This is a genomic window from Pantoea allii, assembly GCF_046529425.1.
Classification (GTDB): Bacteria; Pseudomonadota; Gammaproteobacteria; order Enterobacterales; family Enterobacteriaceae; genus Pantoea; species Pantoea allii.
The window spans coordinates 4,228,581-4,253,590 of record NZ_CP125958.1; the positions used below are offsets into that span (position 1 = coordinate 4,228,581).

Below are 25,010 nucleotides of genomic sequence, written 5' to 3' on the forward strand. Positions count from 1 at the left end.
AGCATGCAGGTAGAAAAACTGTGTTCCCCTGCCATCTGGGCCGAAGGCCCGGTATGGCTGCCGCAGCTCGATGCGGTGGTGTTCAGCGATGTGAAAGGCAACCGCATGTACTGCTGGCAGCGCAACGGTGAGCTCAGCATCTGGCGTCATCATGCTAACTATGCCAACGGCAATGCCCGGGACAGTCAGGGACGCGTCGTCAGTTGCGAACATGGCCGCCGGGCTATCAGCCGGACCGAATCAGACGGCACGGTCAACGTGTTGATCGACAAAGTCGAGGGCAAACGCTTTAACTCGCCCAACGATCTGGCGATCCGTTCTGACGGCACCATCTGGTTTACCGATCCGCCTTACGGGATCGTTAACGATCACGAAGGCTATCTGGCCCCCAGCCAGGTCATCGGCTGCTATCTCTACTGTTTTGATCCCGTCAGCGGGCAGCTCAGTATTGCGGCCAGCGATCTGCAGCGCCCTAACGGGCTGGCATTCTCACCCGATGAAAGCCTGCTTTATGTGGCCGATATGTCGGTGGTGGACTTCCCGACGCTGGGACGCCATCAGCTCCGGGTTTACCAGGTTGAAGGACGGGAACTGTCGCCGGGGAAATTTTTTGCCGATGTCACGCCGGGCTTTCCCGACGGCTTTTGTGTCGATGCCAACGGGGACATTTACTGTAGCTGCGCGGACGGCGTGATTATTTTTGACGCTCAGGGGGCGCGTAAAGGCAAAATCCCGATCCCTGAGACGGTATCCAACTGCACGCTTGGTGGACCGGATAATCATGAACTTTATATCACAGCCAACACCTCGCTCTACCGGGTAACGTTGCGCTAAACCGGCTGCGCAGGCAGAACGGCAAGAAGGACCTGTCAGGTCAGCGCGTCTGTGGCTGACCGGCCCCTCTGTGGGCAAAATCTGGCAAATAAGCCTGAGATCACAAAAGCCAGCAATAAATATAACTACATGATTTTTAATGATTAATTTTTCAGTCATTTCTTTGACTGCCCTGTCTTTTCCCCATAGCATTTAGTTGAAATGACATTCCACATTATGAAACAAGCGGCAACGCTGGGAGTATCAGTCGTATGAGAATCAGCTATCAGCAGTTGTATGAGGAGTTTCTCCGCGTACTCACGAGTCGTAACGTGCCCCAGGATAAAGCCGAAGCCTGTGCGCATATGTTTACCGAAACCAGCCTCAACGGCGTGTATTCCCACGGCGTAAACCGCTTCCCACGTTTTATTCAGCAACTGGACGCGGGCCATATCGTTCCCGACGCCGAGCCGCAAAAAGTCCTGTCGCTGGGCGCGATCGAGCAATGGGATGCCCAGCGTGCCATCGGCAACATCACCGCGCACAGTATGATGGAACGCGCCATGGCCGTGGCATCCGACCACGGGATTGGGCTGGTGGCGCTGCGTAATGCCAATCACTGGATGCGCGGCGGCAGTTACGGCTGGCAGGCGGCGGAAAAGGGCTTTGTGGGCATTTGCTGGACGAACTCTATTGCCGTGATGCCGCCCTGGGGCGCGAAAAGCGGGGCGATCGGGACTAACCCGCTGATCATCGCCGTGCCGGGCGAGCCGATCACCATGGTGGATATGTCGATGTCGATGTTCTCCTACGGCATGCTGGAAGTGAACCGTCTGGCCGGTAAAAGCCTGCCGGTCGATGGCGGATTTGATGATGAAGGCAATTACACCCGCGATCCGGCCACCCTTGAGCAAAACCGCCGCATCTTACCTATGGGTTACTGGAAAGGCTCCGCGCTGTCGGTCGTGCTGGACATGCTGGCCACCCTGCTCTCCAACGGTGCCTCCGTCACCGAAGTGACACATGACAACGGCGATGAATTCGGCATCTCGCAGGTCTTTATCGCGATTGATGTCGACCGGCTCATTGATGGTGAAACCCGTCAGCACAAGCTCGACCGTATCCGGGCATCGATTATCAACGCTGAACGCGCCGACAGCGAGCAGGCCATTCGCCTGCCCGGCGATAAGTTTCCGCCGTTGCGGGCTGAAAACCAGCGTCTTGGTATTCCAGTGGACGATCGCATCTGGGCGCGTATTCAGGCGCTGTAAGGGGGAAACCATGATCACCGGACATATTGCGAATACCGACCCGCGTCACTATCCCCCGGCGATTGCCAAAGCGATCGCCTGTCTCGCCCGCCACGACCTGACCATTATGGCTGCGGGACGTTATCAGGACAGCGAAACGGGCTGGACCATGCAGGTACTGGATCTGCACACCGCCGCGCCTGAAGAGAACTACCCGGAAGCGCATCGCCTGCATATTGATGTGCAGTATCTGGTGGCAGGTGAAGAAGTCATCGGCGTCGCCACGCAGCCCGTGGATTTAACGGTGCATCAGCCTTACGACAGCGAGCGCGACATCATCTTTTACCAGCACGTGCCGGAAGAAACCCTGGTGCGCATGCTGCCAGGCACCTTCGCCGTGTTTTTCCCGCAGGATATTCACCGCCCAAATTGCGCGGTGGGCAAGCCCGGACCGATTCGCAAAGTGGTGGTCAAGATCCCCACCCGCGATCTGGTTTAGGCAAGGAGGAATGCCATGAGTCTGACATCGACCGCCGTTAATCGTGAGAAGATCCCCGCCCTGCGCTGGCTAAGGATCATTCCACCCATCCTGATCACCTGCATCATTTCTTATATGGATCGGGTCAATATTGCCTTTGCCATGCCGGGCGGCATGGACGCCGAACTGGGCATCAGCGCGTCGATGGCTGGACTGGCGGGCGGCATTTTCTTTATTGGTTATCTTTTTTTACAGGTGCCGGGCGGCAAGCTGGCCGTGTATGGCAATGGCAAACGCTTTATCGGCTGGTCACTGCTGGCCTGGGCGATCATCTCGATGCTGACCGGTATGGCAACCAGTCAGTATCAACTGCTGGCGCTGCGCTTCGCGTTAGGGATCGCCGAAGGCGGTATGTTGCCGGTGGTGCTGACGATGATCGGCAACTGGTTCCCGGATGCCGAGCGCGGTCGCGCCAATGCCATTGTGATCATGTTTGTGCCGATCGCCGGGATCATTACCGCCCCGCTCTCCGGCTGGATCATTACCGCCTGGGACTGGCGCATGCTGTTTTACGTGGAAGGCGCATTATCGCTGGTGGTCATGGCCCTGTGGCATTTTACCATCAGCAACCGGCCGCAGGAAGCGACGTGGATTTCTCCGGCTGAAAAGCAGTATCTGATCACCACCCTGCACAACGAGCAGCTGATGATCAAAGGGCAGAACGTGCGTAATGCCTCTCTGCTGCGGGTCATGCGCGAGCCCGTGATGTGGCGGCTGATTCTGGTCAATTTTTTCTATCAGACCGGCATTTACGGTTACACCCTGTGGTTGCCCACCATTCTGAAAGAGCTGACCCACGGCAACGTCGAACAGGTCGGTATGCTGGCCATCCTGCCCTATGTCGGGGCGATCTTCGGCATGTTTCTGTTCTCTGTTCTGTCGGATGCAACCGGCCGGCGCAAGCTGTTTGTCGCGCTGCCACTGGCCGGCTTTGCGCTGTGCATGGCGCTGTCGGTATTGCTTAAAGCACACATCTGGTGGTCCTACGCGGCGCTGGTGGGCTGTGGCGTCTTTATTCAGTCTGCGGCGGGCGTGTTCTGGAGTATTCCGCCGCGTCTGTTCAATGCCGAGGTCGCGGGCGGAGCGCGCGGCCTGATCAACGCGCTGGGCAACCTTGGCGGCTTCTGCGGGCCTTATATGGTCGGCATGCTGATTGCGTTCTACAGCAAAGATGCCGGGGTTTACAGCCTTGCCATTTCGCTGGCGCTGGCGGCGCTGCTGGCCATGACGCTGCCTGCCCGCTGTGATTCTGTGAAACGGGAGGCGGTATGAAACGCTGGCTGGGACTGGACTGTGGCGGCACCTTTATTAAAGCCGGGCTGTACGATATGCAGGGCCGCGAGCTGGCCGTTGCACGGCAAAACCTGCCGATACTGGTGCCAGAGCCGGGTTATGCTGAACGCGATATGACGCTGCTCTGGCAGCAAGCGGCAGCGGTGATTCGCGAGGTCCTGACCAGTAGCGGTCAGGATGCCGCCGACGTTGCTGGATTAGGCATCTCTGCTCAGGGTAAAGGGCTGTTTCTGCTGGATAAAGATCGCAATCCGCTGGGGAATGGCATCTTATCCTCCGATCGTCGCGCCCTGAGCCTCGTCCAGCAGTGGCAGCGCGAAGGCCTGCCGCAGCAGCTCTACCCGCTCACGCGACAGACGCTGTGGACCGGCCATCCGGTTTCACTCCTGCGCTGGCTAAAGCAGCATCAGCCGCAGCGCTATGCCGCGATTGGTAGCGTGCTGATGGCCCACGACTATCTGCGTTTCTGTCTGACCGGTGAGCTAGCCTGTGAAGAAACCAATATCTCGGAATCCAATCTGTACGACATGCAGGCCGCCGACTGGTCGCCGGCGTTGGCTGAGATGCTGGATATCAGCGAAATCGTTCCCGCGCTGCCTCCGATTATTGGGTCAACGCAGATTGCCGGCTATGTCACCTCGCAGGCTGCCGCCGCATGCGGTTTGCTGCCCGGTACGCCCGTGGTCGGCGGTCTGTTTGACGTGATGTCCACTGCCCTGTGTGCGGGGCTGAATGACGCAACGCGCCTGAACGCGGTGATGGGCACCTGGTCGGTAACCAGCGGCATTACCGACTGCATCCGTGATGAAACAGACTATCCCTACGTTTATGGCCGCTATGCCATTGAGGGCCAGTACCTGATCCATGAAGCCAGCCCGACCTCGGCGGCCAACCTGGAATGGTTCTGTGAACAGTGGGGCATCAGCGATTACGACCAGCTAAACCAGTGGGTTACCGCGCTGGAACCCGCCAGCAACGCGCTGCTGTTTCTGCCTTTTTTGTACGGCACCAACGCCGGGGCCGATCTGCACGGCAGCTTCTTTGGCCTGCAGGCGGGTCACACCCGCGCCCATCTGGTGCAGGCCATCTACGAAGGTGTGGTGTTTTCCCACCTGACGCATCTGAACCGCATTCTGCAACGCTTTCCTCAGGTTACCGCCCTGCGTCTGAGCGGCGGTCCCACGCGATCCGCCCCCTGGATGCAGATGTTTGCCGATGCCAGCGGCCTGACGGTAGAAGTGCCGCAGATCAGCGAAAGCGGCTGTCTGGGTGCGGCCCTGGTCGCGCTAACCGGGACGGGCGCTTACGCCTCGCTGCAACAGGCGCAGCAGGCCTTAGCGCCGGATATCGTGACCTGGCAGCCAGACAGCACAAGACATGCCCGTTATCAGCAGAAGTATCAGCGTTATCAGCATCTGATCCGCGTCCTGAGTGATGCACAAGGAGCCACCTTATGAGCCTGCCCTTACTCCAGCTGGCGCTGGATCATACCGAGCTGGAGGCGGCGCTGAGTACCGCACAACAGCTGCACCCACATGTGGATATCATTGAGGCTGGTACGCTGCTGTGCCTGAGCTGCGGGGTCGAAGCCGTGCGCCGTCTGCGCCAGCAGCACCCGGAGAAAACCCTGGTGGCTGACTATAAAGTGGCGGATGCCGGCGGCACGCTTGCAGACATGGCCTTTACGGCGGGCGCAAGCTGGATGACGGTCATCTGTGCCGCCCCGCTGGCGACCTTTGCCAGCGCGCTGGAGGTGGCACAGCAGCACCAGGGCGATATTCAGATTGAACTGTTTGGCAACTGGACGCTGGATGATGCGCGAAAATGGCGGCAACTGGGGCTAAAACAGGCCATTTATCACCGTGGCCGGGATGCGCAGGCCAGCGGTCAGCAGTGGAATCAGCACGACCTGGATACCATGAAAGCCTTATCCGATTTGGGTTTCGCCCTCTCCATCACCGGCGGGATTACGCCTCAGGATCTTTCACAATTTAAAGAGGTTGACGTTAAGGCGTTTATCGCCGGACGCGCCCTCAGCGATCCCGCCAGCGGCATCCAGCGCGCCGCAGAATTCCATCAGGCCATTGCCAGCATTTGGGGAACCGTATGAAACACCAGCATCCGTTAGGTATTTACGAGAAAGCCCTGCCCGCGAACCTCACCTGGCCTGAACGCCTGGCGCTGGCAAAAGCCTGTGGTTTTGATTTTGTGGAAATGTCGGTGGACGAAACCGACGCGCGGCTGGCGCGCCTGAACTGGAGCAAAGAGCAGCGGCTGTCGCTGGTGAATGCCACGATTGAAACCGGCGTCACCATTCCCTCCATGTGCCTGTCGGGACACCGCCGCTTTCCCTTTGGCAGTCACGATCCGGCGATCCGCCAGCGCGCGGACGATCTGATCGATCGGGCTATCCAGCTGGCAAAGGACGTCGGTATCCGCACGATTCAGCTGGCGGGTTACGACGTGTATTACGAACCCCACGATGAAAGCACCGTGGCGCGCTTTGCCGAAGGGCTGTCACGCGCGGTGCAGCGCGCCGCCGCGGCCCAGGTGATGCTGGCGGTTGAGATCATGGACACCGAGTTTATGAACGCCATCAGCAAGTGGAAAGTCTGGGAGCAGCAGCAGGCTTCACCGTGGTTTTCCGTGTATCCGGATGTGGGCAATCTCAGCGCCTGGGGCAACGATGTGACCGCCGAGCTGACCCTGGGCATTGACCGCATCGCCGCCATTCATTTGAAAGATACTCAACCCGTGACCGCAAGCTCACCAGGACAGTTTCGTGACGTGCCCTTTGGTCAAGGCTGCGTCGACTTTGTCGGCGTGTTCCGCACGCTCAAAGCACTGAATTATCGCGGCTCGTTCCTGATTGAAATGTGGACAGAAAAAGCCGAAGAACCGGTTGCCGAAATCGTCCAGGCCCGGCGCTGGATTGAACAGAAAATGCAGGAAGGAGGTTTAGTATGAGCATAGCCGCAATGAAAGAGCAGGTGCTGGCCGCCAACCTGGCGCTGCCGCGCCATCAACTGGTGACCTTTACCTGGGGCAACGTTAGCGCTGTCGATCGCGCCCAGGGCCTGGTAGCGATCAAGCCGTCCGGCGTGGACTATGACGGTATGACAGTGGACGACATCGTCGTGGTGGAACTGGAGAGCGGACGGGTGGTGGAGGGCAGCAAAAAGCCCTCATCGGATACCGCGACGCACCTGGCGCTCTACCGGGCCTTTGACGATATTGGTGGCATTGTGCACACCCATTCGCGCCACGCCACCATCTGGGCACAGGCCGGTCAGGATCTGCCCGCCTGGGGCACCACCCATGCTGACTATTTCTACGGCGCGATTCCCTGCACCCGACTGATGACGGAGGCCGAAATCGCCCACGATTACGAACACAATACCGGTGAAGTGATCATCGAAGCCTTCCGCACGCGTGGTATCAGTCCGGTCGCGATCCCCGCCGTGTTGGTTAACGCTCACGGGCCATTCGCCTGGGGGAAAGACGCCGACAACGCGGTACACAACGCGGTGGTGCTGGAAGAGATCGCCTATATGGGCATTTTCTCCCGCCAGCTGACGCCCGGTATCACGCACATGCAGCAGCCCCTGCTGGACAAGCACTTTCTCCGAAAGCATGGGGCGAATGCCTATTACGGTCAGTAATTCACGTTTTTTTATCACACTCAGCAGGAGCGGTTGACTATGAACAGGTTGTTTCATCTGACATCCCCTGCCGACCGGCATTATGGTCTGGCGCTGTGGGCGGGGTTTTGCGGCGGCAATGTCGCCAGTTTTGTAAAATGGGGAACCGAAAATCCCTTTCCACCCAGAACGCCTGACAGGGCGATTCCGCCTGCTGAGATGCTGCATGATATGGGGATCAACGTCAGCAGCCTGGTGTATCACTATTCCGATCACGTGGTGAACTGGGGCATTGCCGGTGTACACCACCTGTTCTCGATTTTCTTTGCTCTGCTCTACTGCGCACTCGCGGAGATCGTCCCGGCGATCACCCTGGGCCAGGGTGTCGCTTTCGCCATCGTCATCACGCTGGCGTTTCACGGCGTAATACTGCCGATGAACGGCTGGGCACCGGCGTTATGGCACCTGCCGCTCGCGGAAATCGCGTCGGAAACCCTCGGACATATTCTCTGGATGTGGACGATAGAGATATTCAGACGCGCCTTCTGTGAACAGGCCCGGCGACGCCAGCCCTTTTGAGCGCAAGACCGGGGCGCCAGACATAACCTTTAGTTAAGAACCCTCTGAAATCCCTGCGGCGCACATTTTATCCTGTGCGCCAAACTACTGCGATATCAGCCACATCTTCCGCAAAATAACCGAAACCCGCGTGAATTATTTTATCCCGTCTGGAAATGAGGGTTGATAATCGTTAAGTCGTTTTTACAATACGGCCTACGCTTAACCCTAATCGGCTCGCTTAGGCGATCGCCGTTATTGAGTAAACCGACAGGCCTGTAACGCTCATGAAAATCGTCTCAATCCAGTATCTGCGCGGTCTCGCTGCGTTACTCGTGGTGCTGGCACACAACTCATCGCTGTTAGAAGGCCACTGGACCCGACACATTCCCGGCGCGCTGGGCGTGGACGTGTTCTTTATTATCAGCGGCTTCATCATGACCTTTATTACCCACCAGTTTAACGAAGCCCCGACCTCGTTCATGGTGAAACGCTTTTTCCGCATCTGGCCGGTATTCTTCGTGGTCTGGCTGCTCTCGTTCGTGGTGGTTTATCACGATCGTTCACTTCAGGACATGTCCTGTGCGCTCTATTTCTGTCTGCAGGATTACAGCAGTCCCGGCCCGACCTTTGGGTTTAGCGCATTGGGTCCGCCCTGGACGCTGTCCTATGAAATCCTGTTTTACGCCGTGTTCACCGTCGCGATGTGCATCAACTACCGCTATCGTAGCTATTTGTGCGCGCTGATTTTTCTCGCCTCCAGCGTGGGTTTTCAGCTGTATTACAACGGCAGTTTTGCTTTTTCATCCCAGGTATCGCCCCATATGGCGGTGACGCACTGGTGGCAGGCGTGGATCAAACTCATCAGCAATACCATCTGCATGGAGTTTATCTTAGGCATGATGCTGGCGGAGTTAATCGTGAAGCAGAAGCTGCCTGAGCTGACGCCTCAGGGGCGCAGAATACTGCAGGTCGGGCTGGTGCTGGCATTCGCGACGGCGCTGATGATTGGGCCGCAGCCGTTTGGCCTGCACGGGGGTTTCTGGCTGGCCGCGGCGATCATGAGCATCACGGTGATGCTGGGTTACCGTAGCGAAAGGGGTCATAACCGTGCGCTGATCTTCTTTGGTGATATCTCTTATTCGCTCTATCTCATCCATTACCCGCTCATGATATTGCTGATGAACAGCCTGGCCGATAAAGCCTGGACGGATAATTTTATGATCTTTGTGTTGTCCATCAGCATCAGCGTGGCGCTGGCGTCAGTGATGTTTTTCTGGATTGAAAAGCCCGCCATTAAGGCAGGTAAGCACGTCGCACGCTGGTTATCGACGCCGCTGACGCTGCACAAAAGTTCATAGCCTGTGGCAAACAGTGGCCTTTTAACGGGCCACTGTTTTTTTCGCTATCAGAAGCTCTGCCAGTTGTCTTCCTGCGCACCGGCACCGGCTGCCGCAAGCTGTGGGCGCTTAAGCACGGGCGCAGCCGTCACGGCGACAGGTGGACGCTTATCCATCACAACCTGGGCAGAATGGATAGTAAAGGCAGCCACCAGCTGTTGCAGCGAAGTGGATTGTTCGGTTAACGAACGCGCGGCGGCAGAAGCCTGTTCCACCAGTGCGGCGTTTTGCTGGGTCACGCTGTCCATCTGGTTGACGGCTTCATGCACCTGACCAATGCCCTGCGACTGCTCCTGGGCCGCTACCGCAATTTCATCCACCAGATCGTTGACCTGGCGCACGGCATCGTTCATCCGATCCATATTCTGTCCGACTTCTTCAGCCTGCGCGGCACCGGTTGCTACGTAGCGCATCGATGACTCGATTAACGCTTTGATCTCACGGGCAGAAGAAGATGAACGCTGTGCCAGATTACGCACCTCACCGGCTACTACGGCAAAACCGCGCCCCTGCTCACCCGCCCGGGCCGCTTCAACCGCCGCATTCAGCGCCAGAATATTCGTCTGGAAGGCCACACCTTCAATCAATGCAATGATGTCGTTGATTTTCGCCGAGCTGCTTCTGATATCGGTCATGGTGCCCAGCATCGTTTTGACTTTGCCTGAGCTGTCCTCCGAGATTTCACGCGCGTTTTTGGATAGCTGGCTGGCGAGTCGGGTGTTTTCGGCGGTCTGGCGTACGGTTTCACTCAGTTCAGACATGCTGGCCGCCGTTTCCTCCAGCGACGCCGCCTGCTGTTCCGTGCGGGAAGAGAGATCGTCGTTACCGGCTGAAATCTGGGACGAGGCAGAACTGACCGAGTGGGACGCCTGCTCAACCGATGACAGCGACTGCGCCACATTGTTCACCAGGAGGTTGTAAGCCCTGGCGGTTAAGCCAATCTCGTCACCACGTGCATCGTCTGCGCGCAGCGTCAGATCAAGCCGCTCACTGGCGTGTTCCATGGTGGCGCGAATGGCGTTAAGCTGACGACGGATGCTGAAAATCGTCTTAACCGAAAACGCGCCGAGCAGCAGGATAATCGCTATCGATCCCCCTGACATGCCCCACAGGGTTTTCTGATACACCTTGCCGTTTTCCTTACTGTACACCTCACCGATAGCCACATTCAGCGCCAGCTGCTTCTGGTATCCCTTCAGCAGATCGCGTATTCCCTGTCCAACCCCGCTGTCGCTCTGAATAGCGCCGAGAGAAACGGCATCGTTTTGTGCACGGGAACCGGCTAAAAACGCCGGCAGTCTGGTTTCGATGATTTTAATCGTGCCAAAGGCCTGTTCAGTTAACGACTTATCTTCAGTACTGGAGATATCGTGTTCCAGGTAATACTGGTTAAGTTTCTTTAAGTCGTTGATCGTCGAGTCAATATCTTTTTCGAACTGTGCCTGCTTACGGGGATCGGTGGCACTCTGGTGGCGGTAGAGCATAACCGTCAGGGCGTTACTGCTGTCCACCAGCTTGTTCAGGTCGATAATCGACGGAATGGTATTTTGCTGAACATAGTCAAAGCGTGACTGAAAGCCGGTCACGACCAGGATAGCGACCACGGCTAAGGCAGCCAGTGAGGCAGCAAGCAACGAGAAGGTCAGAAACAGTCTCTGGGTAATGGTCATAGCTTTATTCACCTGATGTAGAGGAAACATTGTGTAGAGGATGTTTCTACTATCGGCATCTGACGATGAAATATTACACAATTCATTAGGTAGCTAACTTTATTGTGTCGCAACCTGTTGTGATAAAGGGGAAAGAATGTAAAAAACAGGCCCGGATGGTGCCGGGCACAGAAGCAGGAATCAGAACAGCACGGAGTAGTTCAGACCAAAGGTGCGACCGCGGCCTTTGTACTGGTACTGAGACGGTGAACCATAGGTAGGGCTGTAAAACAGCGGTGCGCGCTGTCCCCACACCGTGGTGTAGTCGCGATCCAGCAGGTTCTCAACGCTAAAGCTCAGCTTGCCGACGGGCAACTCATAGCTGCCAATCAAATCAACGGTGGTGTAGCCGTTAATGTTATAGCCCGCATCATCGCTCAGATTAAACGAGGTGGTGCTCTGGACTTTCAGGCTCCAGGGATCGGGCGACCAGCCAACATAGGCGGTTGCTTTCGACGGACTGGCGACTTTCACGTCATATTTTTGCCAGCTGCCATCCACTTTCGACTCGGTCTTCAGCACATTGAAGTTCGCACCGGTGCTCCAGTTGGTATCCGGGATAAAGTAATCCACGGCACCTTCAACACCATAAATCCGACGCTTATCGTCAACGACGCTGATGGTCAGATCCTGATTCTGCTGAACACTCTTGTCTGAGAGCGAATAATAGGCGCTGAGCTGCGTGCGCAGATTGTCACCGGTATAGCGCCAGCCCAGCTCCCACGAATCGACTTTGATGCCCTGCAATTTGCTGGCATCCACGTTGACGCTGTTGATCAGCGGAAGATTGCCGTTAACCGCCCGACCATAGGTGCCGCGTCCGTAATATTTACCCGGGTCCGGCAGTTCAACGCCTTGCGAGAAGTTAAACCAGGCCTGCTGCCGCTCCGTGATATGCATCAGGATACCGGCGTTATACAGGAAATTATCGTAATCGGTTGAGCCACCCGGGATCGCATCGGCTGAGCGGGCAGTGCCGTTGGCAATCGCCTGCTGCTGCGCATAACCGACAAAGTCATCCACCTTGTTTTCGGTGTACTGATAGCGCACGCCGCCACTCAGCGTGAAGGTATCATTAATGTCGTAGCTGGACTGCAGGAAGGTCGCCAGGTTGGTAATGTCATAACCCGGATAGCGACCGGTCGTGTAGATGCTCTGATTGTTCAGCCCGCCCGAGGCTGCCGACTGGCCCAAATCAAAGAACATCTGGTTAGCGTTGAAACGCTCATGATCGGCGTCCACACCGTAGGTCAACGCCAGCCCATCGACGGGCTTACTGGTTATCGCCAGCTTGCCACCATATTGATCGGTGTTCTGCTCTGAGGAGGAGAAACTGGTCACGCGTCCGCCAGAAACGGTTGGGAACGGATAAAACGTCAGTGACTCGTCCCGGTAATAAACCTGCCCCACCAGCTCCTGACCGAGGAAATCGGTATTGGAGTACTGCAGGCTGACAAGGTGGCGCTCGGTGCCGGGAATACGGTCCGAGTCCAGCCCTTTACTGGTGTAGGCGTTACCGTTACCGGTTACTGCCGAAAAGTTTCTGCCCAGATTCAGACCATAATCATCGTCACCCTGGCTCTTGTAGTATTGCGTTACCAGTTGCAGTTGCTGGTGGTCATCAATTTCCAGCGTCCCGGTGCCCATCACATCCAGACGGTCGGAATATTGCAGTCCCGTCTGGGTATTATCCAGCAGAACCGAATCGCCGTTGCCGTCATACCAGCCACCAAACTTCTGATAAGCGACAGACAGCCGTCCTGAGGCGCGGTCATTACCGCCAGAGATAGCGCCCGCCACGCGTTCGTCGTGATCTTTACTGCTGTTAAAGCCGGTTTTGGTGCCGGTTTCAAACTCAAACTGCGTGCCCGGCTGGCCTTTCTTGGTCACGATGTTGATCAGGCCACCGGTACTGCCACCGCCGTACAGGGAAGTCGACCCCGAGATCACCTCAATGTGATCGATGTTGAAGGGATCGATCGAATCCAGCTGGCGACTGTCTGTGCGTGAAGAGTTGAGGCGAACGCCGTCCACCAGCACCACAATCGCGCGGCCACGCATGTTCATGCCGTAGTTGGTTCGGCCCTGGCTACTGACGTCCAGACCCGGCACCAGCTGCGCCAGCGCATCTTTAAACTCTTTGCCGCCCTGGACTTGCTGCTCCAGTTCGGCCCCCTCAATTACCCAGGTGGTTTGGGCCATGTCAGCCACCGTACGGTGCGTACGACTGGCCGAAACGACCATTTCATTTTCGCTGGTTTGCTGTGCAACCGCCGGTGCCATCATGGCTAACAGCAGCGGATTGAGCAGCCAGATATTCTTGTTTTTAGCTTTCATCATCGTTCCTGCGTGCGAGGTTAAGACTTACCCCAAGGACTCGGTATAGTTTTTGGTGGAAGCAGCGCCATGCTGCGGTTTTTCCCGGCTGACGCTGCGCCACTGGATCAGAGCGGGCGGCGTGCTGAGATCGAACAAATCACGTCCCAGTGCGCGATTCAGAATACGGGCGGAGCGCCAGGCCATCAGGCTGAGCTGTGGTTCAGCAATACCGTGAGTCTGCATACTGGCGTTCACCGCAAAGATGTTATTGTCTTTTGGCCCGTTCCACTCAAGCGTGAAGTCCTCACGCACGCTGAACGTGCACTCGTCTTTCATGGTCAGGCGGCTCATCAGCGGAGAGAGCAGTTCCGGCAGCGCCGGGCGATAGCCGGTGGCAAAAATCACGACATCACAGTCGATCAGGTCGTAACCCTGGTCGAGCTGATGCTGTAACTGGAGCTGCCAGCCCTGATGATGGCTGTTGAGTTCAATCACCGAACGGCTCGGCAGCAAATGGGCATTGCGCGGCAGTCGCTGCACTTCAAAGCGGTGATACAGCTCGCGATAAATCGTCAGCAGAGACTCAGCCGTAATGCCATCCGAGGTCATCTTTTGTTCAGCCAGCATTTTCTGCCGGGCAGGCTCGTTCAGGCCGACAAAGCTGGAAACGTACTCTGGGGTGAAGTATTCGTTGGCGAAAGCGGCTTCATCCAGGGCATTGAAATTGTTGCGGCGTGATACCCAGCTGACCTCAGCCGGTTCGCCCCACTCGCCCCGGAAGGCGTTGAGGAACAGATCGGCACCGCTCTGACCGCCGCCGATTACCGCCACACGCTTGCCGCGCAGGTCGGGCTTGCGCAGGCTCATTTCGCTGGCATGGAAGCAGGTGGCGCTGATGCGGTTCACGCAGGGCGGCAGGTAGGGCTGCTTGCCAATGCCCAGGCAGATGTTGCGGGCATAGCTTTCGCCGCCGTTGCTGTGAATCACAAAACGTTTATTCGCGTCGTCAAAATCGATGCGTTCTACCGTCTGATTAAAGCGCAGATTATCCATGCCTTCGGCGGCCCAGCGCAGATAGTCGGAAAACTCATCCCTTGAAACGGTGCGCAATTCGGTGGTCATAAAGCGGTAAAACTTTTTACGCTTGACCAGGTAGTTCACAAAGCTGAATGGGCTGGTGGGCGCGACCGCCGACACCAGATCTTTTAAGAACGAGGTCTGCATATGGCAGTCCGGGACCAGCATGCCGGGGTGCCAGGCAAAATCGGGGCGACTGTCTAAAAACTGGCTGGTGAACCCTTGTGCCTCGTGAGCCAGCGCCGCGATACTCAGGTTGAACGGGCCAATGCCAACGCCAATAAAATCAACAGTGTTTGTCATGATTCAGTCCTTGGTGACCAGCCACAGCGGGTTTTGCAGATTTTCCAGGTAATTGGGCAACATACGGCTTCCGCCGTCCTGATCGGGCCAGGTGAGTTTTACCGGATTCAGCACTACACGAATGATTTGTGGCTTGAAGAGTGAGAAAAGCGCAAAACGCGCCGACAGTTGCGGATGGTCCTGCATATAGTCGCTCAACACTGCGGCAAGCAGTTGGTAAAAGCGTCGTTCTGGTACGCCAAGGCGCGCCATTAACGGCGAAATAAACCGCAGGACCGTGACAAAATGGCCGGTCTGCAAGTCATGAATCAAATAGTCAGCGCTCAGGCGTGCCGTCACATCGCGGACGTCCTGAGGCAGAGAATCCATCTCTGGAAAATCGTCCTTCACCAGCCGCATATCGCCCTGAAAATCTTTCAGCAACACGCGCTGAGGCACACCGTCCTTCATCGCCAGCGTAATATTTTGCCCGTGTGCGATCAGCGCTACGCCATAACGGCACAACAGGTGATAAAGCGGCACCACAGAGACGCGAAACATCTGGCGTAACCAGGCTTCTGCGCTCAGGCCAGAGCGGGCAATGTAAGCCCCGATGAGCGGCTGATGGTTCTCATCGCACTCCATCAGCGTTGCCATCAGGATTGGCGTTTCGTCCGGGTGCAGCCAGCGTGAGGGGTTTTCGCGCCAGATCACGCCCAGCATTTCCTGGTAGCGATACGGTGCTTCGGCCAACGCGCCGTAAGCCTGATGGGAAACATAACCGGCGGCAGGTTCACCCAGGATCACCGCCCCGCTTTGCTGCAGCGTCGTGTCCGTGGCAAAGACGTTTTGTAGCCAGCGGGATGCCAGCGGGCCTGCGGCGATGTATTTGCCCGGAATACCGCGATAGCAGGAGGTGTTGTAAATGGTGAGCGGCAGTTTAATATCCAGCCCGCCCTGACGACTGGCGTTGGTCAGCGTGCGCAGTGACTGCTGCGCCAGCCAGCGATCGCCAAATTCTCCCAGCGAGACCATCTTGCCTGTCGCCAGATCCGCCACAAAATCGAGGGCAATTTTTTGCTGCCACTGCCAGGGATGAACCGGTAACGGCAGCCAGCTGTCGTCCAGCCCCTGGTCCTGCCAGGCCTGAGTGAAACGCGCATATTCACCGCTGTCCATCGCGGCATGTAGCAACTGCTGGAGATCCAGCGCGCTGTCGCAGCGCCAGACCATATGGTCACGCTTCACCGCCAGCCAGTGCAGGCGGAAGGTATTCAGGTATTCGGGTGCATAGCGCTCCAGCGCCTCTTGTCCCCATCCCCGACGGCCTTTATTGAAGGCAAACTTAGGATGACCGCTTAGCAGGCACTGCAGGCGGTCGGCATCCATATCAATGAGCGCGTTCGCATCCAGGCCCTGACGTGCCTGCATAAGCTGAAGATCGCCGCGCAATGTGGCATAGAGATCCTGCATATGTTCCGCCACCGTTGCATCGCTCATCGACAGCACCGGCTTCAGCTGATACAGCAGCGTCTGAGCCAGTATCGGCTCCTCCGCACAGCGCAGGCTCTGCGCATCGATCCACAACCAGCCCCAGATGCCCCGTTCGGCGGTGAAGTGCCACTCGGCTCCCGGCAGGCTGATGCAGTAACGGTTCTCGCCCTGAGGCTGCGCCTGAAAGACCTGCTCGTACTCCAGCTCAGCCAGCATTTTCGCGACCAGTTGACGGTTAACGGCGTCCCATGCGTGCAGATTCATCACAGGCCCACCTCGCCGAAGAAACGCGCGCGCTGGGTCATGACCAGCCGGGAGCGCTTGTGCGGAAAATCAAACTCTTTCACGGTGCTGTAGCCCGCCGGTGCCAGATGGCGGAACAGGCGCTGATTATCGGCACGGGGTTCCAGCACCAGGCGCTGGGTTTGTGGGTTGTCCAGCAGCAGATAGTGACTGATGCCGCGCAGCCAACTCTGCACAAAGTGCGGGCCGCGCCACTGCGGCTCACCCACCAGCAGATGCAAACCGCGATCGTACGGCTGCCAGCTGTAGTGCCGTCCGATGCGGTCTTCTGCCGCCCAGTAGATTTCAAAGTAGCTAAAAGGCTCATCATCAAAGCAGCCAATCAGCGGAAAGGCATAACTGCTGGTCAGCTGGCGTTCAAGGTAGGCGGTCTGCACCGCCAGCGATCCGCTCAGCTCCCAGAAGTAATCTACGCGCGGATCGTTCATCCAGCGGGTGAACGCCTCTGCGTCCCGGGCAGGATCGGCTACGCGAAAACTCAGCGTACGGCGCACGCGCGGATCGTAACGGCGATAAACTTCGCCGTTGGGGCGCGGCGGGCGCTGGGGAAAATAGATCTCACGCTCGGCATCAAACACCATCTCCCCGGAGGCCTGCTGACGCGGGGCAGACAGCCACAGCGGCAGTTGCCAGAACATATCGCGATGCACGATATCGCTCTTTAGTGCGTCAAACAGCGCCAGCGCCTGTGGCTCTTCGCGCCATTCTGCGTAGGGCAGCACCACGGCGGAAAGCTGCGGGGCCGCGATAAACATCTGGTCCAGCGCGTCACGCAGCCAGCCTTCGGCAAGCGGACCGGAAAAATGCAGCACCGCACTGTTGTCCTGTCCCCAGCCGAGATTCAGCGTGTTGCCTGACTTTTCGCAGCGCAGGCCGTGGCCACTATGAACAATCTTTGCCTGAGACATTTAGCGCTCCTGAGACAGCAGTGGGTTGATGAAGTCAAAGTAGATCACCGAGGGATCGACGATGGTGTTTTCATTGTGATCGTGCAGGTAGCAGAAGAAATTGCCTTTGACGTTCCAGTGCGGGCTTGTCAGCACGTAGTCAAGACAGTCCGTGTGCGTCACCTCGTTTCGTAGCGCGCTTAACGCGTCACGTACCCGTGCCATCAGATGGGCTTCGCTGTCCATACCTGCCGCACCCAGTGCGGCCGTCACGGCAAAGGTGGAGTTCACTAACAGGTAGTAGGGGAAATAGCGCAGCAGCTGTTCGCGGCTAAAGACGTTTTCCGCCTGCACTTCGCCAATCACGTCCAGCCAGCCTGCGGCATGTGGCATAAAGGCGCTGCCCTGGCAGTCGCGATAGATCAGGCCAACCGGCAGATCCTGCGCCATCTCCACCAGGATATTTTGCTGATGGGCTAACAGCACCAGACCGTAATCAGCTTCCGCAGTGAACAGCGGTTTCAGCACCTGCTGACAGTAGGCGTCGACCCAGGCATGGGCGGCCTGTTTTTCGCTGATGTTCAGACGCTGGCTCAGGCGTTTCACCGCCGCAGACAGCAGTGAGTCGCCGCCGTCCGGCGCGGACTGCGTCAGGGAAACCAGCACGTTGGTCTGGCTCTGCGGCCTGTCGACAATCAGGTTTTCACGCAGCGCGAACAGGCTATCTTCCATGATCCTGCCCTGCGCATCGCGCAGTCCGGCCCAACCATCTTCCTGCATGACACGAAACGTCGGGAAACGCGCCTGCATGTCCTGCCAGCGTTCGGTCTGCGCCAGACGCGCCAGCCGCATGCCGCGTTTGACCTCTTTCACCGACAGGGTGCGGACGGAGTTAGTCAGCCGCACGCTCAGGGAAAACTTGATCATGTCCCGGCTGGTCGCACAGTACAGCGAACGCGATGACGTGGTGGGCAGCCAGGGCGCACCGGCTTCCCCCAGGTCAGTCACCAGGCCTTTCTCCACCAGTTGCTGACACCAGGTCTGCTGGAGCAGATAGTCCGCCTGCCAGGGATGGAGCGGGAACAGCCACTGCCGATCGGTCAGCGCATGCAGTAACTGCGGCGCGTTTTCAGCCGCGAAGCGCGTCAGGCGCTGCTGTAAAGTCAGCTGCAGACTGTCGCCCGCCAGGTGGTCTTTATCCACCGCGAACCAGCGTAACGGGAAATGTGGCGCAAAATCAGGCAGGTAGCGTTCGGCCTGCGGTTGCGTAAAGGGTTCGTGTGACTTGGGTGCCGGATGGAAGGCGTGCCCGACCAGCAGTGCCTGCTCGGCCTCGGCAAAGTTCAGGGCTTGCTCACGTAGGCCGTTCCAGTCATGACGGGCAGCGATTGCCTCACCGGTATGGGCGTGACTTTCCATAACACGCTGGTAAAACGCCTCACAGCCAGCGGCGGGCAGCTGTTGCTGGTTTTGCAGCTTATCGACAATCAGTCTGGCAACGGTCGCGAACGCCACTGGCTGGCTGTCGCGATGCGTGACCAGTCGGGCCGGGAAAGCAAAACGGTGGTGCTGCGTGGGAGAAAAGTAAGCCACCTTAAAGTGTAGGGCCTTCTCATCGTCCAACGGAATCACTAATTCTGCGGGTTCACCCTGGCTGAGTTGCCAGTCCTTGGTTTCACGGATCAGGGAATTCAGGAAGCACTGTGCTGCCACATCCCAGGCTCCCTCGTGTGTTGATTGAATCATTATCAAACAATTTCCAGGCGTTATGATAATGCGAATTCTGCCGATAACAGTTCTCATTATCAACGACAATTGTTAGAATTGGCGGAATAAATTTTACAAATACATACAACAAAGATACGGGTTAGCAACATCGTGACATCTCTTGAACTGACCGCGACGCCGCAAAAAGCCTTATCTAACTGGCCCTTAGCGATAAGCGCCGGATTGCTGGGCATCGGCCAGAATGGTTTGCTGGTGGCTATCCCGATGCTGGTTGCGCAGACCAGTCTGAGCCTGTCGGTCTGGGCAGGACTGTTAACGCTTGGCTCAATGCTGTTTTTGCCCTCTTCGCCATGGTGGGGAAAACAGATCGCGCGCGTGGGAAGTAAACCGGTCGTGCTGTGGTCGCTGGCCGGTTATGGCGCCAGTTTTTTACTGCTGGGCATCGGCTGTACGCTTCTTTCCACGCAGTCCATTAGCCCCTCGATTGGATTAGGCATACTAATTATTGCCCGGGTCATTTATGGCCTGATGGTGTCGGCAATGGTGCCGGCGTGCCAGGTATGGGCGCTGCACCGGGCCGGTGAAGGTAAGCGCATGACGGCCCTGGCCACCATCAGTTCCGGCCTGAGCTGTGGCAGGCTGTTTGGCCCGCTGTGTGCCGCCGGAATGTTAGTGATTCATCCCCTTGCACCTTTGGTACTGTTAGTGGTTGCGCCGTTGCTGGCGCTGATGATGTTACTGCCTTTGCGCGGTAACGCGCCGCAACCGGCCGTGGCGCGTAACAATGCCCGGCTACGCATCGAGTGTCTGCCCTATCTGCTGTGCGCTCTGCTGCTGGCGGCAACGGTGAGCCTGATGCAGTTGGGCCTGTCCCCGGCGCTGGCAAGACAGTTTGTTGGTGATACCGGCGCGATTAGCCATCAGGTAGCCTGGCTTCTGAGCGTGGCGGCGATCGCCTCACTCGGCGCACAGTTCACGGTATTACGCCCTCAGTTACTGACGCCGCTTGCGCTGTTGCTGAGCGCAGGGCTGTTGATGTCTCTGGGGCTGGGGATGATGCTGAGCACGCCGCTCTGGCTGTTTTATACCGGCTGCGCCTTGCTTTCGTTTGGTGCTGCACTGGGCACGCCAGCCTATCAGCTGCTGTTAAATGACAAGCTGGCAGACGGCGCGGGGGCAGGCTGGATAGCCACCAGCCATACCTTAGGCTACGGATTATGCGCGCTGCTGGTGCCACTGGTGTCGCAGTCGCATGGCGAAACGGCGCTGATCGGTGCCGCCTTCGCTGCTGCCCTGCTGTTTATGGCGATGTCAGCGTTGATCTGGCGCGCACGCCGCCGCTCCACCTTATCGGCTTATTAACTAAAAGGAACGACGATGGCTGAAGTCCATAGCTACCGCCTGTTTGACGTAAAACTGGCACGCAAGCGTCATCTTTCTCCCTCTATGCTGAGCCTGGTGTTTAACGGCCCCGACATCGCACAGATGAAATCTGATGCGCCTGACCAGCGAATTAAAATTTTGCTGCCTGCCGAAGATGGCAGCATGCCCACGCTCCCTGACAACGGTGAGTGGTATCAGACCATTCTGTCGCTGCCAAAAGAGCAGCGTCCCCTGTTGCGCACCTATACGCTGCGCCATCTCGATCCTGACCAGCAGGAACTCACCATCGAGTTTGTCAGCCACGGAACCGAAGGCCCGGCATCAGCCTGGGCGATCAACGCCCAGCCGGGTGACAGCCTGGTGATCGTTGCGCCTAATGCGGCCTATGCATCTGACAGCGGCGGATATGAATGGACGCCGCCGGACGCGCTGCGCAACGCGTTACTGATTGCCGATGAAACCGCGTTACCCGCGGCGAAAGGCATCCTGGAAAAACTGTCCCGGCAGAAAAATCCGCCGCGAGTGCAGGCGTTTTTTGAAGTCCCGGATGCGGAGGATTGCGTCGGTTTACAGGCTTATGCATTTGCCGACATCACCTGGTTGCCGCGCAAACCCGCTTTTGCCTCACACGGCGAATGCCTGGTCGAGGCGATAAAATCCCGGGTTAAGGTGCCTGATGGCGGTCATCAGCAGGACGTACAGGAAGAGGCAGAAGGCGAATTACTGTGGGATCGCGCTCAGGCCCGCAACAGCGAGTTTTACGGCTGGGTCGCCGCCGAGTCGACCGTGGTGAAGTTATTACGCCGTCACCTGATTGGTGAACGCGGCGTCGATCGTGAAGCGATCAACTTTATGGCTTACTGGGCCAAAAAACGGGCCCAGTAAACGCCCTGTCGAGAGTGGCGCGTTGGGGGATTTCTGGACGCTGTTTATGCGCAGCGGTGGTGTTCAGGCTGGCCCACAAACCCAGCCATTTCGACCGCTGTCACAGTTTGCTGTGTCGCCGTCAGACCGGCACGGGCCATAATCTGGCCACGCTCGTTAACGCAGACCCGTTTAGCTGGCCGGTCAGGTCAGGGTAGCCTTTTTCAGCAGATCGAGCAGAGTGACGATTTGTGGGTCCAGCCTCAGGATGTCTTTCTTAATCAGTAAATGCAGCGTGGTGGCGCGACGGACGCCATGCTGTAAGGGCAATATTTTTAGTGTTCCCTGCGCCAGTTCCTGCTCGATGCGCTCATGCGGAATCCAGCCATAGCCCACCTGATGCATCACCGCCTCTACCGCCGCCTCGATAGTCGAAAACGACCAGTAGTCGCCATTACTGCTCTCATCCTGCACGGTGAAATGTTCCCGGTCGGCGATACGAATCAACGGATACAGCGCCAGCTGTTCTTCGTCGAGCGTCACCCTGCGATGGTGCAACGGATGGTCACGGTGAGCCACGGCAACGAAATCCACGTTCATTAACCACTCACCCCGCCCGGCCATATCCTGGCGCTGGGTCACCACCATCACGTCGGCCTCGGCGTAGTCGGTGTCGGTTTCCAGCACTTCGGTAAGGTTGATCTGGGTGTGAGGATGGCATTGCTGAAACGCCTTAAGGACGGAAAACAGGCGACGACGCGGAAAGATGCTGTCGACCACCAGTTCCAGCTTTGTCCTGACGCCGCTGCGTATTGAGCCTGCAAACGCCTCCAGCGAATGGAAGGCTTTAAGTAACGGCCGCACCTGCGCCAGCAGCAATTCCCCTGCGGGCGTCAGCACGGCCTTGCGTCCTTCGGTATGCAAAAGCGTAATGCCAATGCGCTGCTGCAACATGGCAAGGTTATAGCTCACGGAGGACTGGCTGCGATTGGTGAGCATCGCGGCCCTGGCAAAGCTGCCCTCGCGCACCACCTTGTCCAGCAAACTCCACTGCTCCAGCGTCGTCTTGTGCATAACACATCCAATTTCTGAATCAATTTCATCGTAAATTAGCGTTTTTAATTCATAAAGTGAATGGTTAAGCTGGGTTCAACCAAAGAGGAGAACAAATTATGAGCAGCTTTGACAAACACAATCTTGACGGCTTTATCGGTAAACATCTGGTTTATACCTATGACAACGGCTGGAACTACGAGCTGTATATTAAAAATGAAGACACCATCGATTACCGCATTCACAGCGGCATGGTGGGCAACCGCTGGGTCAAAAATCAGCATGTTTACGTTGTCAGAGTCGGTGAAGATATCTATAAAGTCTCCTGGACTGAGCCGACCGGCACCAACGTCAGCCTGATTGCTAACCTGGGCGATAAACTGTTCCACGGCACCATCTTCTTCCCGCGCTGGGTCATCAACAATCCTGAGCGTACCGTGTGTTTCCAGAACGACCACCTGGAAGAAATGGCGAAGTACCGCGATGCCGGCCCAACCTATCCAATAGAAGTGATTGATGAGTTTGCCACCATCACCTTTGTGCGTGATGCGGGAAAAAATAACGAAGACGTGATTGCCTGTGCCGCAAGTGAATTACCCGCAAATTTCCCTGAAAATCTGAAAAATTAATCTGAACAAAGGGGCAATGCCCCTTTTCCTGTTGGAAAGACGCATACAGCAATCCCCCGGTTATTACCGCGATAATACAACAAGCGTTTCTGTTTTTATTTAACGCGAATCGCCGACGACATATTTGCTTTCAATCGTCAAATTCATCTGTCCCTGTTGATGTTTTATCCTGTGCCATCGACGTCTTTTTCCGTTGCGGTAAATACCGCCGAGGCACAGAATGAAGATAATTTTGCACGTCCCCGATAAAAACCGTATTGACAATGCTTTTGCTAATGCAGGCAACCTGCTTAAAGAAGCGGGTTTTAACGGCGACATTGCCATTGTCTTTAATGGCGACGCGGTTAGCGATGTTATTGGCAGGATTATTTCTGACGCCCTTAAGCAGGCACCGACCGTCACATTATTACTCTGTCAGAATAGCCTTAATGCGCAACATATTGACGTCAGCACGCTGCCAGTAACCTTTCACGTGGTTCCGGCAGCGATTACCTATATTATCGACCAGCAGTCGCAGGGCGCATTATACATTCGCCCTTGATCGGCTTGCTCTACAGCGGCTTACTTTTAGCAAACCACTCAATTCCGCGCAACATGCCAGCCCAATAGAAACGCGGCAAAAACCAGGCTTTTAACCACCATGCGGCGCGACTGGGTCGGGCTGAATGGAGCGGAAAAGTCGGAAGCAGGCGGTTGCCATAGCCAAACTCCGCCAGCACGACTTTCCCTTTCTCCACGGTGAGCGGGCAGGAGCCGTAGCCATCGTAACGCGTTTCAGGCACACCTCCGTCAATGACCTGTCTCAGGTTTTCCGCCACCACCACGATCTGTTTACGGGCGGCGGCGGCCGTCTTGGCATTCGGTGTTGAACAGCAATCGCCCAAAGCAAAAATATCTGGCCAGCGGCTGTGCTGCAGCGTCTCTTTATCGACATCACACCAGCCAGCAGCATCCGCCAGACCGCTTTCGGCGATAAACTCAGGCGCGGCCTGAGGCGGGACAACATGGAGCATATCGAACGGTAGGGTAACGTCACGCGTGCTGCCGTCAGCATCGGTGACGGTAAATATCGCCTGCTTATTCATACCATCGACGCCGGTAAGGACATGGCCGAAATTCACCTGCGCCCGGTATTTCTCCAGGTAAGCCGTTAACGGTGGGACAAATTCGGGCACGCCGAAGACCACCTGACCCGCCAGACAAAATTGAATATCAATCTGCGCCAGACAACCCTGACGCTGCCAGCGATCGGCAGAGAGATAGAGCGCTTTCTGCGGCGCACCCGCGCATTTTATCGGCATCCCCGGCTGGGTAAAAATAGCCTTCCCCTGCTTCAGATTTTGCACCAGTTCCCAGGTGTAGCTCGCCAGATCGTATCGATAGTTTGACGTTACGCCATTGCGGCCCAGGGTTTCATTCAGACCACTGATTTTGTCCCAGCGCAGGACCAGACCGCTGGCGATAATCAGGTAGTCATAATCTATTTTTTGGGCAGAGGCAGTTTCAATATATTTCTGTTCAGGTGATATCTGGGTTACCGCATCCTTAATCCAGTTCACGCCTGCCGGAATAACCGCATCCATCTGTCTGCGGGTTTTTTCAGCGGAAAATAATCCTGCGCCGACCAGCGTCCAGGCGGGTTGATAATAGTGCTCTTTTTTAGGCTCAATGAGGGTTATTTTGATGTTCTTAATGCGTTTCTTAATACTTGCGATGACGCCAATTCCAGCTGATCCACCACCAATAACAACAAGATGAGGATGATGGGGATTATTTTTATCGTTCATGC

At 56.8% G+C, this 25,010-nt stretch carries 22 protein-coding genes; 14 read left to right on the forward strand and 8 right to left on the reverse strand.

Features of this window, described 5'->3' with window-relative positions; genetic code table 11:
• Positions 1–3: 3 nt before the first annotated feature.
• The 10 genes from QNH99_RS19870 to QNH99_RS19915 all read left to right on the forward strand — a co-directional run bounded on the left by QNH99_RS19870 (position 4) and on the right by QNH99_RS19915 (position 9,454).
• Positions 4–834, forward strand: a complete 831-nt coding sequence (locus tag QNH99_RS19870) for an SMP-30/gluconolactonase/LRE family protein (protein ID WP_063878084.1) — start codon at positions 4–6, stop codon at positions 832–834.
• 251 nt (positions 835–1,085) lie between these two features.
• On the forward strand, positions 1,086–2,084 hold the full coding sequence (gene yiaK / locus QNH99_RS19875; protein WP_063878083.1) for a 3-dehydro-L-gulonate 2-dehydrogenase: 999 nt from the start codon (positions 1,086–1,088) through the stop codon (positions 2,082–2,084).
• Between the two features lie 10 nt (positions 2,085–2,094).
• Positions 2,095–2,562, forward strand: coding sequence for a YhcH/YjgK/YiaL family protein (locus tag QNH99_RS19880; protein WP_410517105.1), 468 nt, complete (start codon positions 2,095–2,097; stop codon positions 2,560–2,562).
• 15 nt (positions 2,563–2,577) lie between these two features.
• Positions 2,578–3,873 (forward strand): MFS transporter, encoded by a 1,296-nt coding sequence (locus QNH99_RS19885; RefSeq protein ID WP_410517106.1) that lies wholly within the window; start codon positions 2,578–2,580, stop codon positions 3,871–3,873.
• On the forward strand, positions 3,870–5,351 hold the full coding sequence (locus tag QNH99_RS19890; protein ID WP_410517107.1) for an FGGY-family carbohydrate kinase: 1,482 nt from the start codon (positions 3,870–3,872) through the stop codon (positions 5,349–5,351). Before QNH99_RS19885 ends, QNH99_RS19890 begins: the two co-directional genes overlap by 4 nt.
• Positions 5,348–6,004, forward strand: coding sequence for a 3-keto-L-gulonate-6-phosphate decarboxylase UlaD (ulaD, locus tag QNH99_RS19895; protein ID WP_109716725.1), 657 nt, complete (start codon positions 5,348–5,350; stop codon positions 6,002–6,004). Before QNH99_RS19890 ends, ulaD begins: the two co-directional genes overlap by 4 nt.
• Positions 6,001–6,861, forward strand: coding sequence for an L-ribulose-5-phosphate 3-epimerase (locus tag QNH99_RS19900; protein ID WP_063878078.1), 861 nt, complete (start codon positions 6,001–6,003; stop codon positions 6,859–6,861). Before ulaD ends, QNH99_RS19900 begins: the two co-directional genes overlap by 4 nt.
• A complete protein-coding gene (gene araD, locus QNH99_RS19905; protein WP_109716726.1) occupies positions 6,858–7,556 on the forward strand; it encodes an L-ribulose-5-phosphate 4-epimerase in 699 nt (232 codons plus the stop codon). Before QNH99_RS19900 ends, araD begins: the two co-directional genes overlap by 4 nt.
• Before the next feature lie 39 nt (positions 7,557–7,595).
• The gene (locus QNH99_RS19910) at positions 7,596–8,114 is read left to right on the forward strand and encodes a YagU family protein (RefSeq protein WP_410517108.1); all 519 of its coding nucleotides are present in this window, start codon (positions 7,596–7,598) and stop codon (positions 8,112–8,114) included.
• A gap of 266 nt (positions 8,115–8,380) precedes the next feature.
• Positions 8,381–9,454: an acyltransferase family protein gene (locus QNH99_RS19915; RefSeq protein ID WP_172897534.1), complete on the forward strand. Its 1,074-nt coding sequence runs from the start codon at positions 8,381–8,383 to the stop codon at positions 9,452–9,454.
• A 47-nt stretch (positions 9,455–9,501) separates the two neighbouring features.
• Here the strand turns inward: QNH99_RS19915 and QNH99_RS19920 are convergent, their stop codons facing one another.
• The 6 genes from QNH99_RS19920 to iucA form a co-directional block, all read right to left on the reverse strand.
• Positions 9,502–11,163 carry a methyl-accepting chemotaxis protein gene (locus QNH99_RS19920; protein ID WP_410517109.1) on the reverse strand — a complete coding sequence of 554 codons (1,662 nt, stop codon included), beginning with the start codon at positions 11,161–11,163 and terminating at the stop codon, positions 9,502–9,504.
• 180 nt (positions 11,164–11,343) lie between these two features.
• On the reverse strand, positions 11,344–13,539 hold the full coding sequence (iutA, locus tag QNH99_RS19925) for a ferric aerobactin receptor IutA (RefSeq protein ID WP_109716729.1): 2,196 nt from the start codon (positions 13,537–13,539) through the stop codon (positions 11,344–11,346).
• A 27-nt stretch (positions 13,540–13,566) separates the two neighbouring features.
• On the reverse strand, positions 13,567–14,901 hold the full coding sequence (gene iucD / locus QNH99_RS19930; RefSeq protein WP_096011425.1) for an NADPH-dependent L-lysine N(6)-monooxygenase: 1,335 nt from the start codon (positions 14,899–14,901) through the stop codon (positions 13,567–13,569).
• Positions 14,902–14,904: 3 nt separating this feature from the next.
• Positions 14,905–16,638 carry an aerobactin synthase IucC gene (iucC, locus tag QNH99_RS19935; protein ID WP_096011424.1) on the reverse strand — a complete coding sequence of 578 codons (1,734 nt, stop codon included), beginning with the start codon at positions 16,636–16,638 and terminating at the stop codon, positions 14,905–14,907.
• Entirely contained in the window at positions 16,638–17,585 is a 948-nt protein-coding gene (gene iucB, locus QNH99_RS19940; RefSeq protein ID WP_410517110.1) for a N(6)-hydroxylysine O-acetyltransferase, read from the reverse strand. Before iucB ends, iucC begins: the two co-directional genes overlap by 1 nt.
• The gene (iucA, locus tag QNH99_RS19945) at positions 17,586–19,310 is read right to left on the reverse strand and encodes an aerobactin synthase IucA (RefSeq protein WP_410517111.1); all 1,725 of its coding nucleotides are present in this window, start codon (positions 19,308–19,310) and stop codon (positions 17,586–17,588) included.
• A gap of 132 nt (positions 19,311–19,442) precedes the next feature.
• On the opposite strand from iucA, the gene QNH99_RS19950 reads away from it, so the two are divergent.
• The gene (locus tag QNH99_RS19950; protein WP_283349816.1) at positions 19,443–20,654 is read left to right on the forward strand and encodes an MFS transporter; all 1,212 of its coding nucleotides are present in this window, start codon (positions 19,443–19,445) and stop codon (positions 20,652–20,654) included.
• 15 nt (positions 20,655–20,669) lie between these two features.
• Entirely contained in the window at positions 20,670–21,560 is an 891-nt protein-coding gene (locus QNH99_RS19955; RefSeq protein ID WP_410517112.1) for a siderophore-interacting protein, read from the forward strand.
• A gap of 183 nt (positions 21,561–21,743) precedes the next feature.
• Here QNH99_RS19955 and QNH99_RS19960 read toward each other — a convergent pair whose 3' ends face one another.
• Positions 21,744–22,613 (reverse strand): LysR family transcriptional regulator, encoded by an 870-nt coding sequence (locus QNH99_RS19960; protein WP_410517113.1) that lies wholly within the window; start codon positions 22,611–22,613, stop codon positions 21,744–21,746.
• Between the two features lie 98 nt (positions 22,614–22,711).
• On the opposite strand from QNH99_RS19960, the gene QNH99_RS19965 reads away from it, so the two are divergent.
• Together QNH99_RS19965 and QNH99_RS19970 are read left to right on the forward strand one after the other, a co-directional pair.
• Entirely contained in the window at positions 22,712–23,221 is a 510-nt protein-coding gene (locus QNH99_RS19965) for a phenolic acid decarboxylase (RefSeq protein WP_410517114.1), read from the forward strand.
• A gap of 220 nt (positions 23,222–23,441) precedes the next feature.
• Positions 23,442–23,762 (forward strand): DsrE family protein, encoded by a 321-nt coding sequence (locus tag QNH99_RS19970; RefSeq protein WP_172897543.1) that lies wholly within the window; start codon positions 23,442–23,444, stop codon positions 23,760–23,762.
• A 10-nt stretch (positions 23,763–23,772) separates the two neighbouring features.
• Here the strand turns inward: QNH99_RS19970 and QNH99_RS19975 are convergent, their stop codons facing one another.
• The gene (locus tag QNH99_RS19975; RefSeq protein WP_172897544.1) at positions 23,773–25,008 is read right to left on the reverse strand and encodes an NAD(P)/FAD-dependent oxidoreductase; all 1,236 of its coding nucleotides are present in this window, start codon (positions 25,006–25,008) and stop codon (positions 23,773–23,775) included.
• Between the last annotated feature and the right edge of the window lie 2 nt (positions 25,009–25,010).